The organism is Streptomyces sp. NPDC101237 (assembly GCF_044767465.1).
GTDB lineage: Bacteria > Actinomycetota > Actinomycetes > Streptomycetales > Streptomycetaceae > Streptomyces > Streptomyces gramineus.
The window spans coordinates 250,395-265,069 of record NZ_JBIWNY010000001.1 but is presented as its reverse complement, the minus strand read 5'-3'; the positions used below and the strand labels follow the sequence as shown (position 1 = coordinate 265,069).

The window sequence follows — 14,675 nt, the reverse complement described above, 5'->3', positions numbered from 1 at the left end:
ACGTGAAACACCCACTCCGGGCCGAAGGGCATGTTTCACGTGAAACCAATCGATCCGCGTCTGCTGCGTTACGCCCGAGCCACCCGTCTCTTCCTCGCCGCCGTCGTCAGCCTCGGCGCCGTCGGCGCCGGCCTGGTCATCGCCCAGGCGATGCTCATCGCCGAGGTGGTGGTCGGCGCCTTCCAGCACGGCCATTCGGCATTCGAACTCCGCACGCCGTTGCTGTTGTTGGCGGGCGTCGCCATCGGCCGGGCGCTGGTCTCCTGGCTGACCGAGCTGGCGGCGCACCGGGCGAGCGCGGCGGTCAAGTCCGAGCTGCGCGGCCGGCTTCTCGACCGGGCGGTCGCGCTCGGACCCGGCTGGCTGGGCGGTCAGCGGACCGGGTCGCTGGTCACGCTCGCCACGCGCGGTGTCGACGCCCTTGACGACTACTTCTCGCGCTACCTGCCCCAACTGGGTCTCGCGGTGGTCGTCCCGGTCGCGGTGCTGGCCCGGATCGTCACCGAGGACTGGGTCTCCGCGGCGATCATCGTCGGCACGTTGCCGCTCATCCCGCTGTTCATGGTGCTGATCGGCTGGGCCACGCAGTCCCGTACGGACCGTCAGTGGCGGCTGCTGTCGCGGCTGTCCGGCCATTTCCTGGACGTGACCGCCGGGCTGCCCACGCTGAAGGTGTTCGGGCGGGCCAAGGCGCAGGCCGAGTCCATCCGCCGCATCACCGGCGCGTACCGGCAGGCGACCATGCGGACGCTGCGGATCGCCTTCCTCTCGTCGTTCGCGCTGGAACTGATCGCCACGCTCTCGGTGGCGCTGGTCGCCGTGACCATCGGGATGCGGCTGGTGCACGGCGACATGGACCTGTACATCGGACTGGTCATCCTGGTGCTGGCGCCGGAGGCCTACCTCCCGCTCCGGCAGGTCGGTGCCCAGTTCCACGCGGCGGCGGAGGGGCTCGCGGCCGCGGAGGAGATCTTCGCGGTGCTGGAGACCCCGCTGCCGGCGTCCGGAGCGGGCGAAGTACCGGCCGAGGCGTCCCTGGCCTTGGAAGGGGTGACGGTCCGCTATCCGGGCCGTTCGGCTGACGCGGTGACCGACGTGTCGTTCACCGTGGCCCCCGGCGAGACCGTGGCGCTGGTCGGCCCGAGCGGAGTGGGCAAGTCGACGCTGCTGGACGTGCTGCTGGGGTTCGTGCGGCCGACGTCGGGCCGGGTACTGGTCGGGGGAGCCGAACTCGGCGCGGTCGACCTGGAGGCGTGGCGGTCGCGGATCGCGTGGGTGCCGCAGCGGCCGCATCTGTACGCCGGCACGATCGCCGAGAACGTACGGCTCGCCCGTCCCGACGCGGACGACGAGGCGCTACGGCGGGCGCTGCGGGACGCCGGGGCCCTGGAGTTCGTGGACGCGCTGCCGGACGGCGCCGCCACCGTGCTCGGCGAGGACGGCGCGGGACTCTCCGCCGGACAGCGGCAACGGCTGGCGCTGGCACGGGCGTTCCTGGCCGACCGGCCGGTGCTGCTGCTGGACGAGCCGACGGCCGCGCTGGACGGGACGACCGAGGCCGAGGTCGTGGCGGCGGTACGGCGGCTCGCCGCCGGGCGGACGGTGCTGCTGGTGGTGCACCGGCCGGCGCTGCTCCGGGCGGCGGACCGGGTGGTGCGGCTCTCCGGCGGCGAGGCCCCCGGGGAACCGGGCCAGGCCCCTGCTCGACCCGGTCGTCGGGACGGCGAGCCGGCCGACCGGACCGACCGGCCGGAGCACGGCCCGGCGGAGCGGCCCGTGCCGGCTCCGAGGGGCATGGCGGACTCGGCGACCGTGCCGAGGAAGGGTGTGCTGGGCCGGGTGCGGGCGGATTCCGGGGCCCGGCGGGCGCGGCTGGCGCTCGCTCTACTGCTGGGTGCGCTGGCGCTCGGCAGCGCCGTGGGGCTGATGGCTACCTCCGGGTGGTTGATCTCGCGGGCCTCGCAGCAGCCGCCGGTGCTCTATCTGATGGTCGCCGTGACGGCCACCCGGGCCTTCGGCATCGGACGGGCCGTGTTCCGCTACGGCGAGCGGCTGGTCTCGCACGACGCCGTGCTGCGGATGCTGGCCGACACCCGGGTCGCGGTCTACCGGCGCCTCGAACGGCTCGCTCCCGCCGGACTCCGGGCGACCAGGCGCGGGGACCTGCTCAGCCGGCTGGTCACCGACGTGGACACGCTGCAGGACTACTGGCTGCGGTGGCTGCTGCCCGCCGGGGCAGCGGCGGCCGTGTCCGCGGCAGCCGTGGGCTTCACCGCCTGGCTGCTGCCCGAGGCGGGGGCCGCGCTCGCGGTGGGGCTGCTGGCGGCCGGTGTCGGTGTGCCGCTGGTGACCTCCGCCGTGGCCCGCCGGGCCGAGCAGCGGCTGGCGCCCGCCCGCGGCCTGCTCGCGACCCGGGTGACCGACCTGCTGACCGGCACCGCCGAGCTGACCGTCGCCGGGGCGCTGCCCGCCCGTACCGGCGAGGTCCGGCAGGCCGACGGCACGCTCACCCGGATCGCGTCGCGGGCGGCCGCCGCCACCGCGCTCGGCGACGGACTGACCGCCCTGCTGACGGGCCTGACCGTCGCCGCCACGGCGCTGGTGGGCGCTCAGGGGGTGGCCGACGGGCGGCTGAGCGGGGTGGCGATGGCGGTGGTGGTGCTGACGCCGCTGGCCGCCTTCGAGGCCGTCCTCGGGCTTCCGCTCGCCGTGCGGCACCGGCAGCGGGTGCGCACGAGCGCCGAGCGCATCTACGAGGTGCTGGACGCGCCGGAACCCGTACGGGAGCCCGAGTGCCCCCGCCGGGCGCCCGCCGCGCCCTTCCCTCTCGTCCTGAGGGGGCTGTCGGCCCGTCACGAGGGCCGGCACCGGGACGCGCTCTGCGGGCTCGACCTCACCCTCGACCAAGGACGCCGGATCGCGGTGGTCGGTGCCTCGGGTTCCGGCAAGACGACCCTCGCCCAGGTCCTCCTGCGGTTCCTCGACCCGCGGGAGGGTTCCTACACGCTCGCCGGCGTCGACGCGTTGGCAGTGGAGGGCGACGACGTCCGACGTCTGGTCGGACTGTGCGCGCAGGACGCGCACCTCTTCGACAGCTCCGTGCGGGAGAACCTGCTGCTCGCCCGCAGGGACGCCACCGACGCCGACCTGCGGGACGCGCTGGACCGGGCCCGCCTGCTGGACTGGGTGGACGGGCTGCCCGACGGGCTCGACACCCTGGTCGGCGAGCACGGGGCCCGGCTGTCGGGCGGCCAGCGGCAGCGGCTGGCACTGGCCCGGGCGCTGCTCGCCGACTTCCCGGTGCTGGTCCTGGACGAGCCCGCCGAGCACCTCGACCTGGCCACTGCGGACGCGCTCACCGCCGACCTGCTGGCGGCCACCGAGGGCCGTACGACCGTGCTGATCACCCATCGGCTGGCGGGCCTGGAGGCGGTGGACGAGGTGATCGTGCTCGACGGCGGCCGGGTGGCGCAGCGCGGGCCATACCGGGAACTGGCGGCCGTGACCGGTCCGTTCCGGGCAATGGCGGAACGGGAGGCCGCCGCGGAATCGCCGGCGCGGGCGCCCGACGGTCTGCTGACGGCACCCTAGGGCCGCCGCCCGGCGCTCCGGGTCAGTCGCGGGCGGCCAGCAGCCGTTCGATCACGACCGCGACACCGTCGTCGTTGTTGGCGGCCGTGCGGCCGGAGGCGGCGGCGAGCACGGCAGGGTGGGCGTTGCCCATCGCGTACGAGCGTCCGGCCCAGGTCAGCATCTCGACGTCGTTGGGCATGTCGCCGAAGGCCACGACTTCCTGGTGCGAGATGCCGCGCTCGGCGCATTCCAGGGCCAGCGTGCTGGCCTTGGAGACTCCCGGACCGCTGATCTCCAGCAGGGCGCTGGGGCTGGACCGGGTGACGGTGGCGCGGTCGTCGACGGCCAGCCGGGCGAGGGTGAGGAAGGCGTCGGGGTCGAGGTCGGGGTGGAAGGCGAGGATCTTGAGCACGGGTTCGCCGGCACCGAGCCCGTCGACCGCGAGGATCTCCTCGGCGGGCAGCAGGTGGTCCGGCTTCTCCATGTGCATCTTGGGATAGGCGGGCTCCTGGTGGAAGCCGTACGTCTGCTCGACCGCGTACACCGTGCCGGGCGCGGCCTCGCGCAGCAGGCGCACGGCGTCCAGCGCGTTCTCCCTGGCCAGTTCGCGCACCTTCACGAAGCGGTGGGCGCCGGGGCCGCCGTGCAGGTCGACCACGGCGGCGCCGTTGCCGCAGATCGCGAGGCCGTGGCCGTGGACGTGCGCGCTGACCACGTCCATCCAGCGGGCCGGGCGGCCGGTGACGAAGAAGACCTCGATGCCCGCCTCCTCGGCGGCGGCCAGCGCGGCGACCGTCCTCGGGGAGACCGACTTGTCGTCGCGCAGCAGGGTGCCGTCGAGATCGGTGGCGATCAGCCGGGGCGGGGTCGCGCAGGCGGGGGTCTCGGGCTGTCTGGTCGCTGAGGTCACCGGCCCATTCTCGCGCATATGCCCGCACGCCAGTGCGGTGCAGCGCACAGATGAGACGCAGGCGACTCTCGCGGCCCCCGCCGGGCCCGGTCCGTCCGTCCCGTGGCCTCAGGCCAGCTGGGCCGGGGCCTCCATGGCGATCTGCTCGAAGACCTTCTCGTCGGCGGCGAAGTCCGAGTCCGGGATGGGCCAGTGGATCACCAGTTCGGTGAAGCCCAGCTCCCGGTGCCGGCCGGCGAAGTCGACGAAGGCGTCCAGGGACGTCAGCGGACGGCCCCGGTCCGGGGTGAAGCCGGTGAGCAGCACCTTGTCCAGCGCGGACGCGTCCCGGCCGATCGCCGCACAGGCCTCGCCGAGCCGCGCCGTCTGACCGCGCAGTGCCTCGACGGACTGCTCGGGCGTGCCGTTCTCGTACAGCTTCGGGTCGCCGGTGGTGACCCACGCCTGTCCGTGCCGCGCGGCGAGCTTCAGCCCCCGCGGGCCGGTGGCCGCGATCGCGAAGGGCAGCCGGGGCCGCTGCACGCAGCCGGGGATGTCCCGCGCCTCGTGGGCCGAGTAGTACGCGCCTTCGTGCGTCACGGAGTCCTCGGTGAGCAGCCGGTCGAGCAGCGGCACGAACTCGGCGAACCGGTCGGCACGCTCGCGCGCGGTCCACGGCTCCTGGCCCAGTGCGGTGGCGTCGAAGCCGGTGCCGCCGGCGCCGATGCCGAGTGTGACCCGGCCGCCGGAGATGTCGTCGAGGGAGATCAGTTCCTTGGCCAGCGTCACCGGGTGCCGGAAGTTCGGCGAGGTGACGAGGGTGCCCAGGCGGATCCGGTCGGTGACGGAGGCGGCGGCGGTCAGCGTCGGAATCGCGCCGAACCACGGACCGTCCCGGAAGCTGCGCCAGGAGAGGTGGTCGTAGGTGTACGCGGTGTGGAAGCCCAGTTCCTCGGCCCGCGTCCAGGCGGTACGGCCGCCCTCGTTCCAGCGGCGGTACGGCAGGATCACGGTGCTCAGGCGCAGACTCATGCGTCCGAGACTAAGGGGAGCCGTCGGCGCCGGACGAAACGGTCACCGTATGCGGCGGCTCAGCCACGGCGTGAGCAGGTACACCGGGACGGGCTCCTTGTACGTGCGGTCGCCGGGCAGCGGCACGATCAGCGAGGAGACGGGCGGGAAGCGGCGGGAGCGGACCGTGGCGAGGCCGCCGAAGACCGAGCGCAGGAACGCGGGCACGTCGTCGCGCGGGACGTCGTGGAACTCGACGCCCTCCACCGTGATCAGCGCGTCGTCGTCCGGGTAGAGCCGTACGCTCACCCGCGGCGCTCCGCCGAACTCGGCGTACGCCTCGTGCGGAAGCGAACCGTCGGGGTCCGCGGTGACGCCGAAGCCCGCCGCCGCGCGCCGGGAGGTCTGGTCGGCGCCGATGTCGTGGGTCACCTCGATCTCGCGGCCGTGCTCGGCGGCGATCGCGTGCAGAGCGGTCACGGCCGCCTCGGTCGTGGGGAGGTGGTCCCTGTGGTCGCTCCGGTCCATACCGGTCATGATGCAGGGTCAGTGCGGCTCGGGGAAGCGCAGGTACCCCGGCGGCACGGCCCGGGTCAGCCACACCCCGTTCGCGCTGACGTGGAAGACGTGACCGTCCCGGTGCATCGCGCCGGCGTCGACGGACAGGACGACCGGGCGTCCGCGCCGGGCACCGACCCGCGTCGCGGTCTCACGGTCGGCCGACAGGTGCACGTCGTGCCGGTTCATCGCGCGCAGCCCCTCGCTCCGGATCGCGTCCAGGTACCTGGCCACGGTCCCGTGGTAGAGGTACGGCGGCGGGGTCGCCGGGGGCAGTCCGAGGTCGACGTCGACGCTGTGGCCCTGGCTGGCGCGGATCCGGTCGCCGTCGACGGCGAAGCGCTGCTTGTCGTTGGCGGCGACGACGTGGTCCAGCTCCTCGCGGGTGACGGGGAAGCCGTGCGCGGCCGCGGCGGCGAGCAGCGTGTCGATCTCCACCCAGCCGGCCTCGTCGAGCGTGAGGCCGATGCGCTCGGGCTGGTGACGCAGGTGCTTCGAGAGGTACTTCGACACCTTCAGGGTGCGCCGCTCGTCCGGCATCCTGTCGTTCTGTCCTATGGTCGGCTTGTCATTCGTTTCGTCGTTCCGTCTGTGGTTCTTCTTGTCGTCCATCCCGCCAGCGTGCCGGGAGAGACGCGGATCACGCAGCTGCTTTTCGTGTGAAGGTTTGATCCACAGCCAAGTGCGGTTATCCACAAGGAATTTGACGATGTTGTGGACAACGGGCAGGCGATTCACGGTGTTTCGCGAAGATCGTTGACAGGTCTGTGATCTGCGGCAAGAGCGTCCAAATGCCGGGCCCGTGCCTCCCGTTCGGCGGCCAGGGTGATGAACTCGGCGACACGATCCGCCCCAACGAGGCTCCGTACGGCCTCGATCGTGTCGGCGGGCAGAGCCACGGTACGCGTCTGGTCCGCGGTCCGCGCCCGTTCCTCCGCCCCGAGCCGCCTGCGCACCTCACGTGTGGCGAGCAGGCGCATGGCTCGGGCCAGTTCGGCGTCCACGGTCTGCTGGGCGAGCGGACGCAGCCGCCGTACCAGCGAGGCCGCCTCGGCCGCTTTCGCGTCGGTCCGCTGGTGCGGGTCGTCGAGGTAGCGCGCGAAGACGTGCTCGGTGGTGAACTCCAGGAAACGGGCGGCTATGTGCTCCACCTGGACCCTCAACTCCCGCAGATGACCGGCGATCGCGGTGAGCGGCACCCCGGCCGCGTGCAACTCGGCTGCCACGGCCAGCTCCTGGGGGCTCGGCACGAGGAACGAACCGGGGTCGCCCGGCACCGGCTCCAGGATGCCGAGCGCCACCGCCTCGGCCACGGCCGTGTCGTCGGGTGCGCCGCCGAAGCGGGCGTCCAGGTCGGCGCGGGACAGACGGACCGGCTGCTCGTCGGTCCAGGGACCCTCGGCCTCGGTGACGAGGCCGAGGACACCGGCCAGGCCGCGTCCGGTGTCCCAGGCGTCGAGCAGCTCCCTGATGGAGGCGAGGGTGTAGCCGCGGACGAGGAGGTCGGAGATCTGGTGGAGGCGGGTGAGATGGGCGTCGGAGTACAGGTTGGCCCGGCCCTGGCGCTCAGGACGGGGGAGCAGGCCCTTGTCCTGGTACGCGCGCACGGTGCGGACGGTGGTCCGGGACAGGCGGGCCAGGTCCTCGATGCGGTAGGTGTTCCGGTCCGGGGACCCGGCGGCAGTCACAGTCTCGGCTCCACCCGCGCGATCCTGCGCAGCACCCCCGGCGCCACCCGCGACAGCAGCCGCACCCCGCGCGCCTCCGGCGTCACCGGAACCACCGCCCGGTTGTGCTCCACCGCCTCCAGGATCGCCGAAGCGACCTTCTCCGGCGGGTAGTTGCGCATCCCGTACAGCCGGGCCGAGCGCTGCTGCCTGCGCCGCTGCTCCTCCTCGTCGACCCCGGTGAAGCGGGCGGTCGACGTGATGCCGGTGTTGACGATGCCGGGGCAGATCGCGGTCACCCCGATGCGGCGGCCGGCGAGTTCGGCGCGCAGGCACTCGGACAGCATCAGGACCGCGGCCTTGGACGTGCTGTAGGCCGGCAGCGCGCGCGAGGGCTGGAAGGCGGCCGCCGAGGCGACGTTCACGATGTGGCCGCCCTGGCCGCGCTCGGCCATCCGGGCGCCGAACAGGCGGCAGCCGTGGATCACGCCCCACAGGTTGACGTCCAGGACCTTGCGCCAGTCCTCCGTGGTCGTCGTGAGGAAGGAGCCGGACAGCCCGATGCCCGCGTTGTTGACCAGCACGTCCAGCACGCCGTAGGTGCGGTGGACGCGTTCGGCGAGCTTCTCCATGGCCTGTTCGTCGGAGACGTCGGCCGTCTCGGCCCAGGCGTCCGCCGCGCCGATCAGCCGGGACAGCTCGGCGGTGCGGGCGGCGGCCTCGGCGTCCCGGTCGACGGCCACCACGCGCGCGCCCGCCTCCGCGAACGCGAACGCCGTGGCCCGGCCGATGCCGCTGCCCGCGCCGGTGACCAGGACCAACTGGCCGCCGAACCGCTGGGCGTGGCGGTCCGCGGGCTTCGGCTCGGCGCCCCGGCCGTCCTCGACGGAGATCACGAACTCCTCGATCCAGGCCGCCACCTGGTCCGGGCGGGTGCGCGGGATCCAGTGCTTGTCGGGCAGCGTGCGGCGGGTCAGCCGGGGGGCCCAGCGCTCCAGGTCGTCGTAGAGGCGCTCGGAGAGGAACGCGTCGCCGAGGGGCGTGATGAGCTGCACGGGCGCGTGCGCGTAGGCGTCCTCGCGCGGGCGGCGCAGCCGGGGCCGGACGTTGTCGCGGTACAGCCAGGCGCCGTGGGCCGCGTCGGAGCGCAGGGAGCCGGTCGGGTAGTCACCGGCGGGGAGCTTCTCGACCCGTCGCAGGATGCCGGGCCAGGCCCTGCCGAGCGGGCCGCGCCAGGCCAGTTCCGGCACGACCGGGGTGTGCAGCAGGTACACGTACCAGGACTTGGCGCCCTGGCCGAGGAGCTGGCCGAGCCGGCGGGGCGTCGGGCGCTTCACGCGCGCGTTGATCCAGTGCCCGAAGTGGTCGAGGGAGGGACCGGACATCGAGGTGAAGGAGGCGATCCGGCCCTCCGTGCGGCCCACGGTGGCGAACTCCCAGGACTGCACCGAGCCCCAGTCGTGGCCGACCAGGTGCACCGGGCGGTCGGGGCTGACGGTGTCGATCACCGCGAGGAAGTCGTCGGTCAGCTTGGCCAGCGTGAAGCCGCCGCGCAGCGGCCGCGGCGCGGTCGAGCGGCCGTGGCCCCGGACGTCGTACAGCACCACGTGGAAGCGCTCGGCCAGGCGGGGCGCGACCTCGGACCACACCTCCTTGCTGTCCGGGTAGCCGTGGACGAGGACGACGGTCGGCTGTGCCGGGTCGCCCAGTTCCGCCACGCACAGGTCGATGCCGCCGGTGTGCACCCGCCGCTCGCGTGCGCCCTTCAGTGCCGTCACTTGTCCTCCGCCCAGCGCCGCACGTGCGGCAGATCGTCGTCCAGCCAGAAGGCGCTCTGCTCGGGATCCCGGGAGTCGGTGACCACCAGGATCTCCTCGAACTTGGCTCCGGTGCCCCGGAAACCGAGGTGGGGTTCGACCGCCCACAGGCCCGGCCGCGGCGGGTGGTCGGAGAAGCGGTACGGCGACCACAGGGGCGACCAGCCGTCGCGGTGGCCGCGCAGGGCGTCGGAGACGAGCCCCTTCAGGGACTGGGTGCCGAACCCGAACAGGTGCGGTGACCAGCGGCGCTGCTTCACCCGGTCCACCTTGTGGGCGATCACGCCGAACGGGTACGCGCGATGCCGGTTGGCGTAGCCCTGGCGGACCATGAGGCGGTCCACGTCCTCGTAGATCTCGCGCAGCGGGCGGCGCTCGCGCACCTCGCGCAGGATCAGTCCGCGGTGCGCCTCCAGGTCGGCCATCAGCCGGTCCTGCACCGGGTTGACGCCGAGCGACCCGGAGTAGCCGATGTCGGCCGTGCAGCCCTCGTACACCGGGGCCATGTCGAGGATGAACGGCATCCCCGGCTCCAGCCGGCGGTCGGTCGGGAAGAACTGCAGCGGCACGCGGAAGTCCGTGAAGGCGGTGCGGTCGCCGAACCAGGCGAAGGGGAGGTGGAACCAGTCCCGCACGCCGCGGGCGCGCAGCCACTCGCGCTGCATCCGGGCCGCCTCGCGCTCGGTGATCCCGGGCTCCAGCCGGGCCGCGACCGCCTCCGCGCACTCGTAGGCGAGCTTCTGCACGCGCCGGAAACCCTGGAGCTCCGTGGCGCGTTCGGAGAGTACGTCCTGCGCTGTCGTCGTCATCCGCTCCGTCCCCGTCGACCGCGGTACGCGTCCGTAACCTGACACCGGTGAATGTGACAGTTGTTAGAGACAACGTCAATAGGGTGTGCGGGGCCTGTGGACAACTCCGCGTAGCCCTCAGGCAGGGGATCCCCTAGGGTCCCGTAATACTCGAGAGTGACCCGAAGACGGCTCTCGGGTCTGACGACCGCCGGTGGTCCAGGTCACTACCTTCGATGGCGTGACTGTGATCGCGACCGAAAGCCTGAGCAAGCGGTTCCCCCGGGTGACCGCGCTCGACCGGCTGTCCGTGGACATCGGACCCGGTGTGACCGGACTCGTCGGAGCCAACGGCGCCGGCAAGTCCACCCTGATCAAGATCCTGCTGGGTCTGTCCCCCGCCAGCGAGGGCCGAGCCGAGGTGCTCGGCCTGGACGTGGCGACCAAGGGTGCCGCCATCCGCGAGCGGGTGGGCTACATGCCGGAGCACGACTGCCTGCCGCCCGACGTCTCGGCCACCGAGTTCGTCGTGCACATGGCCCGGATGTCCGGCCTGCCGCCCGCCGCCGCGCGCGAGCGCACCGCCGACACACTGCGCCATGTCGGGCTCTACGAGGAGCGGTACCGCCCCATCGGCGGCTACTCGACCGGCATGAAGCAGCGCGTGAAGCTCGCGCAGGCGCTGGTCCACGACCCGCAGCTGGTCTTCCTCGACGAGCCGACCAACGGCCTCGACCCGGTCGGCCGCGACGAGATGCTCGGCCTGATCCGCCGGATCCACACCGACTTCGGCATCTCGGTCCTGGTCACCTCGCACCTGCTCGGCGAGCTGGAGCGCACCTGCGACCACGTGGTCGTCGTCGACGGCGGCAAGCTGCTGCGGTCCAGCTCCACCACCGACTTCACGCAGTCCACGACCACCCTCGCGATCGAGGTCACCGACAGCGACGAGCACCCCGACGGCACCCGCGCGATGCGCGAGGCGCTGCACGCGCGCGGGGTGGAGACGAACGCCGAGGGCGGCGGCCTCCCCGGTGCCGGCCACATCCTGCTGCTCACCGCCCAGGGCGAGGAGACGTACGACCTGGTGCGTGACGTCGTCGCCGACCTCGGGCTCGGCCTGGTCCGCATGGAGCAGCGCAGACACCACATCTCCGAGGTCTTCACCAGCAGCGACGAGCAGCGGAAGGAGGCGGCCGTCCATGGCGGTTGAGCAGCCTCTGGCCACCCCCGCGGGTGACCAGTCCCGTATCCACGACATCGGCTACCGCGGCTACGACGGCCCGCGCCTGGGCCGCGCGTACGCGCGCGTCTCCCTCTACTCGCAGACACTGCGCGGCTCCTACGGCCTCGGCCGCTCGGTGAAGTCCAAGGTGCTGCCGATGCTGCTGTTCGCGGTGATGTGCGTGCCGGCCGCCATCATGGTCGCGGTCGCCGTCGCCACCAAGGCGCACGACCTGCCGGTGTCCTACACCCGCTACGCGATCATCATGCAGGCCGTCATCAGCCTGTACGTCGCCTCGCAGGCACCCCAGGCCGTCTCCCGCGACCTGCGCTTCAAGACCATTCCGCTGTACTTCTCGCGGCCCATCGAGACCGCCGACTACGTCCAGGCCAAGTTCGCGGCCCTGGCCTCGGCCCTGTTCATCCTCACCGGCGCCCCGCTGGTCGTGCTGTACGTGGGCGCCCTGCTCTCCAAGATGGACTTCTCCCACCAGAGCGAGGGGTTCGGCCAGGGCCTGCTCTCGGTGGCCCTGCTGTCCCTCCTCCTGGCCGGCATCGGCCTGGTCATCGCGTCGGTCACGCCGCGCCGCGGCTTCGGCATCGCCGCCGTGATCGCCGTACTGACCATCTCCTACGGCGCCGTCTCCACCCTCCAGGCCATCGCCGACGCCCAGGGCAGCACCGGCGCCATCCCGTGGATCGGCCTGTTCTCCCCGGTCACCCTGATCGGCGGCCTGAGCACCGCCCTGCTCGGCGGCGCCAACACCTTCCCCGGCGGGGACGGACCCTCGCACGCCCAGGGCGCGGTGTACCTGTTCGTCATCGTCGGCCTCATCGCCGCCTGCTACGGCCTGCTGGTGCGCCGCTACAAGAAGGTGGGACTGTGACCACGCTCTCCATCGACCACGTCTCCCGCTGGTTCGGCAACGTGGTCGCCGTCAACGACATCACCATGACCATCGGCCCCGGCGTCACCGGCCTGCTCGGCCCCAACGGCGCCGGAAAGTCCACCCTCATCAACATGATGGGCGGCTTCCTCGCCCCCTCCACCGGCACGGTGACCCTCGACGGGCAGCCGGTCTGGCGCAACGAGGACATCTACCGGCACATCGGCATCGTGCCCGAGCGGGAGGCGATGTACGACTTCCTCACCGGCCGCGAGTTCGTCGTGGCCAACGCCGAGTTGCACGGTCTCGGCGCCAAGGCGGCGCAGAAGGCGCTGGCCACCGTCGAGATGGAGTACGCGCAGGACCGCAAGATCTCGACGTACTCCAAGGGCATGCGCCAGCGCGTGAAGATGGCGTCCGCCCTGGTCCACGACCCCTCGCTGCTCCTGCTCGACGAGCCCTTCAACGGCATGGACCCGCGCCAGCGCATGCAGCTGATGGACCTGCTGCGCCGGATGGGCGACGACGGCCGCACCGTGCTGTTCTCGTCGCACATCCTCGAAGAGGTCGAGCAGCTCGCCTGGCACATCGAGGTGGTGGTCGCCGGACGGCACGCGGCCAGCGGCGACTTCCGCAAGATCCGCCGGCTGATGACCGACCGTCCGCACCGCTATCTGATCCGCTCCAGCGACGACCGGGCCCTCGCGGCCGCGCTCATCGCCGACCCCTCGACCTCGGGCATCGAAGTCGACGTCACCGAAGGCGCGTTGCGCATCCAGGCCGTCGACTTCGGCCGGTTCACCGCCCTGTTGCCGAAGGTCGCCCGCGACCACGGCATCCGGCTGCTCACGGTCTCGCCGTCCGACGAGTCCCTCGAATCCGTGTTCTCTTACCTGGTCGCGGCGTAGGAGGCCAAGATGTACGACCCCACAGTCGCCCGGCTCACCTATCGAGCCCTGCTCGGCCGCCGCCGGGCCCTCATCCTGGGGGCGCTGCCCCTGTTGCTCGTCGCGATCTCCGTCGTCGTCCGCGGCCTGGCGGGCGCGGACGACCAGACCGCCTCCGACCTGCTCGGCGGCCTCGCGCTCGCAACCATGGTGCCGATCATCGGCGTCATCGCCGGCACCGGCGCGATCGGCCCGGAGATCGACGACGGTTCGGTGGTGTACCTGCTGTCCAAGCCGATCAAGCGGCCCACGATCATCCTCACCAAGCTGATCGTGGCGATCGCCGTGACGATGGTGTTCTCGGCCCTGCCGACGCTGATCGCCGGCTTCATCCTGAACGGCAACGGCCAGCAGATCGCCGTCGCCTACACGGTCGCCGCGCTGGTCGCGTCGATCGCCTACGCGGCGCTCTTCCTGCTGCTGGGCACGGTGTCCCGGCACGCGGTGGTCTTCGGTCTCGTCTACGCGCTGGTCTGGGAGGCCCTGTTCGGCTCCCTGGTCCCCGGCGCGCGCACGCTGAGCGTCCAGCAGTGGGCCCTGGCGGTCGCCCACAAGGTGACGGGCGGCGAGCTGGTCACGTCCGACGTGTCCCTGACGACGGCCACGGTGCTGCTGATCGTGGTGACGGTCCTCGCCACCTGGTACGCCGGCCAGAAGCTGCGCTCGCTGACGCTGGCGGGCGAGGAGTAGACGCCCGCTTTACTGACGGGGGCTTGACCTTTGCCCGGCCACACTGGGCAGAGGAGGGCGCTCTGTGGAGAGGAACGGGGATGGCTGAGGACTGGGACGGCCTCGTCCTGAACGAGGAGTTCATACGGTCGGCCGAGACCTCGGAGCCGTCCGCACGGGCCCGGATGCTGGCCGCGAAGTGGCGCGCGGAGGCGCCGGAACCGCAGCCGTGGCGCTCGGACAGGGCGCCGGCGGGCTGGTTCTTCAGCAAGGCACGGCGCAAGTGGTGGCGCCGGTAGGCGGGTTGTCGGCGCCCGGCCGCCGCCGGTTAATTCGGTGGCGGCCAACTCGGCCCCAGGTCACACTCGTCGTACCACCACGAACGGGGAGAGGAGCCGGACGATGTCCCTGCACGACAGTACGTCCCGCTCCCGTCAGGGCAGCCGTCGGCGGTTCGCCGTGTAGCTGCCCGGGGCGGCCGCTTCGAGCACGCGATGGTCGCTCTCGCGTGGGCCGCCCACCCGGAGGATTGGCCGAGTGGTAAGGCACTGGCTCGCGCCATGCTTCATGGACAGCGAGTCACGGTCGGGCCCGGAAAAGCCCGCGCACGTTCGATCCGTGCATCCTCCGCACCGCCGCGGCCGC

13 protein-coding genes and 1 tRNA gene are annotated in these 14,675 nt (G+C 72.5%); 7 read left to right on the top strand and 7 right to left on the bottom strand.

The window, feature by feature from the left end:
- Positions 1-39: 39 nt before the first annotated feature.
- A complete protein-coding gene (cydD, locus tag ACIRQ9_RS01260) occupies positions 40-3,591 on the top strand; it encodes a thiol reductant ABC exporter subunit CydD (RefSeq protein ID WP_404165857.1) in 3,552 nt (1,183 codons plus the stop codon).
- 22 nt (positions 3,592-3,613) lie between these two features.
- Here the strand turns inward: cydD and ACIRQ9_RS01255 are convergent, their stop codons facing one another.
- The 7 genes from ACIRQ9_RS01255 to ACIRQ9_RS01225 all read right to left on the bottom strand — a co-directional run bounded on the left by ACIRQ9_RS01255 (position 3,614) and on the right by ACIRQ9_RS01225 (position 10,324).
- Positions 3,614-4,501, bottom strand: a complete 888-nt coding sequence (locus tag ACIRQ9_RS01255; RefSeq protein ID WP_404165855.1) for an HAD family hydrolase — start codon at positions 4,499-4,501, stop codon at positions 3,614-3,616.
- A 90-nt stretch (positions 4,502-4,591) separates the two neighbouring features.
- Positions 4,592-5,494, bottom strand: a complete 903-nt coding sequence (locus tag ACIRQ9_RS01250; RefSeq protein WP_404165853.1) for an LLM class flavin-dependent oxidoreductase — start codon at positions 5,492-5,494, stop codon at positions 4,592-4,594.
- 42 nt (positions 5,495-5,536) lie between these two features.
- Positions 5,537-6,001 (bottom strand): hypothetical protein, encoded by a 465-nt coding sequence (locus ACIRQ9_RS01245; protein ID WP_404165851.1) that lies wholly within the window; start codon positions 5,999-6,001, stop codon positions 5,537-5,539.
- An 18-nt stretch (positions 6,002-6,019) separates the two neighbouring features.
- Positions 6,020-6,571 carry an RNA 2'-phosphotransferase gene (locus ACIRQ9_RS01240; RefSeq protein WP_404166389.1) on the bottom strand — a complete coding sequence of 184 codons (552 nt, stop codon included), beginning with the start codon at positions 6,569-6,571 and terminating at the stop codon, positions 6,020-6,022.
- Between the two features lie 194 nt (positions 6,572-6,765).
- On the bottom strand, positions 6,766-7,719 hold the full coding sequence (locus ACIRQ9_RS01235; protein ID WP_404165849.1) for a MerR family transcriptional regulator: 954 nt from the start codon (positions 7,717-7,719) through the stop codon (positions 6,766-6,768).
- Positions 7,716-9,476 carry an SDR family oxidoreductase gene (locus tag ACIRQ9_RS01230; protein WP_404165847.1) on the bottom strand — a complete coding sequence of 587 codons (1,761 nt, stop codon included), beginning with the start codon at positions 9,474-9,476 and terminating at the stop codon, positions 7,716-7,718. The genes ACIRQ9_RS01235 and ACIRQ9_RS01230 overlap by 4 nt, the downstream gene beginning before the upstream one ends.
- Positions 9,473-10,324 carry a M24 family metallopeptidase gene (locus ACIRQ9_RS01225; RefSeq protein ID WP_404165845.1) on the bottom strand — a complete coding sequence of 284 codons (852 nt, stop codon included), beginning with the start codon at positions 10,322-10,324 and terminating at the stop codon, positions 9,473-9,475. The genes ACIRQ9_RS01230 and ACIRQ9_RS01225 overlap by 4 nt, the downstream gene beginning before the upstream one ends.
- A gap of 226 nt (positions 10,325-10,550) precedes the next feature.
- Between ACIRQ9_RS01225 and ACIRQ9_RS01220 the strand changes: the two genes are divergently transcribed.
- The 6 genes from ACIRQ9_RS01220 (at position 10,551) to ACIRQ9_RS01195 (ending at position 14,660) form a co-directional block, all read left to right on the top strand.
- Positions 10,551-11,516, top strand: coding sequence for an ABC transporter ATP-binding protein (locus ACIRQ9_RS01220; protein ID WP_404166387.1), 966 nt, complete (start codon positions 10,551-10,553; stop codon positions 11,514-11,516).
- Positions 11,506-12,414: an ABC transporter permease gene (locus tag ACIRQ9_RS01215; protein WP_404165843.1), complete on the top strand. Its 909-nt coding sequence runs from the start codon at positions 11,506-11,508 to the stop codon at positions 12,412-12,414. The genes ACIRQ9_RS01220 and ACIRQ9_RS01215 overlap by 11 nt, the downstream gene beginning before the upstream one ends.
- Positions 12,411-13,322: an ABC transporter ATP-binding protein gene (locus ACIRQ9_RS01210; RefSeq protein ID WP_351316368.1), complete on the top strand. Its 912-nt coding sequence runs from the start codon at positions 12,411-12,413 to the stop codon at positions 13,320-13,322. The genes ACIRQ9_RS01215 and ACIRQ9_RS01210 overlap by 4 nt, the downstream gene beginning before the upstream one ends.
- A gap of 9 nt (positions 13,323-13,331) precedes the next feature.
- The gene (locus tag ACIRQ9_RS01205; RefSeq protein ID WP_404165841.1) at positions 13,332-14,051 is read left to right on the top strand and encodes an ABC transporter permease subunit; all 720 of its coding nucleotides are present in this window, start codon (positions 13,332-13,334) and stop codon (positions 14,049-14,051) included.
- Positions 14,052-14,131: 80 nt separating this feature from the next.
- A complete protein-coding gene (locus ACIRQ9_RS01200) occupies positions 14,132-14,329 on the top strand; it encodes a hypothetical protein (protein WP_404165839.1) in 198 nt (65 codons plus the stop codon).
- 224 nt (positions 14,330-14,553) lie between these two features.
- A tRNA-Arg gene (locus tag ACIRQ9_RS01195) sits at positions 14,554-14,660 on the top strand.
- The last annotated feature ends 15 nt before the right edge of the window (positions 14,661-14,675 follow it).

Bases quoted from the DNA above. Each gene is read 5' to 3' on its own strand.
- ACIRQ9_RS01255 (WP_404165855.1), bottom strand. From the start codon at position 4,501: ATGCGCGAGAATGGGCCGGTGACCTCAGCGACCAGACAGCCCGAGACC.
- ACIRQ9_RS01250 (WP_404165853.1), bottom strand. From the start codon at position 5,494: ATGAGTCTGCGCCTGAGCACCGTGATCCTGCCGTACCGCCGCTGGAAC.
- ACIRQ9_RS01245 (WP_404165851.1), bottom strand. From the start codon at position 6,001: ATGGACCGGAGCGACCACAGGGACCACCTCCCCACGACCGAGGCGGCC.
- ACIRQ9_RS01240 (WP_404166389.1), bottom strand. From the start codon at position 6,571: ATGCCGGACGAGCGGCGCACCCTGAAGGTGTCGAAGTACCTCTCGAAG.
- ACIRQ9_RS01225 (WP_404165845.1), bottom strand. From the start codon at position 10,324: ATGACGACGACAGCGCAGGACGTACTCTCCGAACGCGCCACGGAGCTC.
- ACIRQ9_RS01215 (WP_404165843.1), top strand. From the start codon at position 11,506: ATGGCGGTTGAGCAGCCTCTGGCCACCCCCGCGGGTGACCAGTCCCGT.
- ACIRQ9_RS01205 (WP_404165841.1), top strand. From the start codon at position 13,332: ATGTACGACCCCACAGTCGCCCGGCTCACCTATCGAGCCCTGCTCGGC.
- ACIRQ9_RS01200 (WP_404165839.1), top strand. From the start codon at position 14,132: ATGGCTGAGGACTGGGACGGCCTCGTCCTGAACGAGGAGTTCATACGG.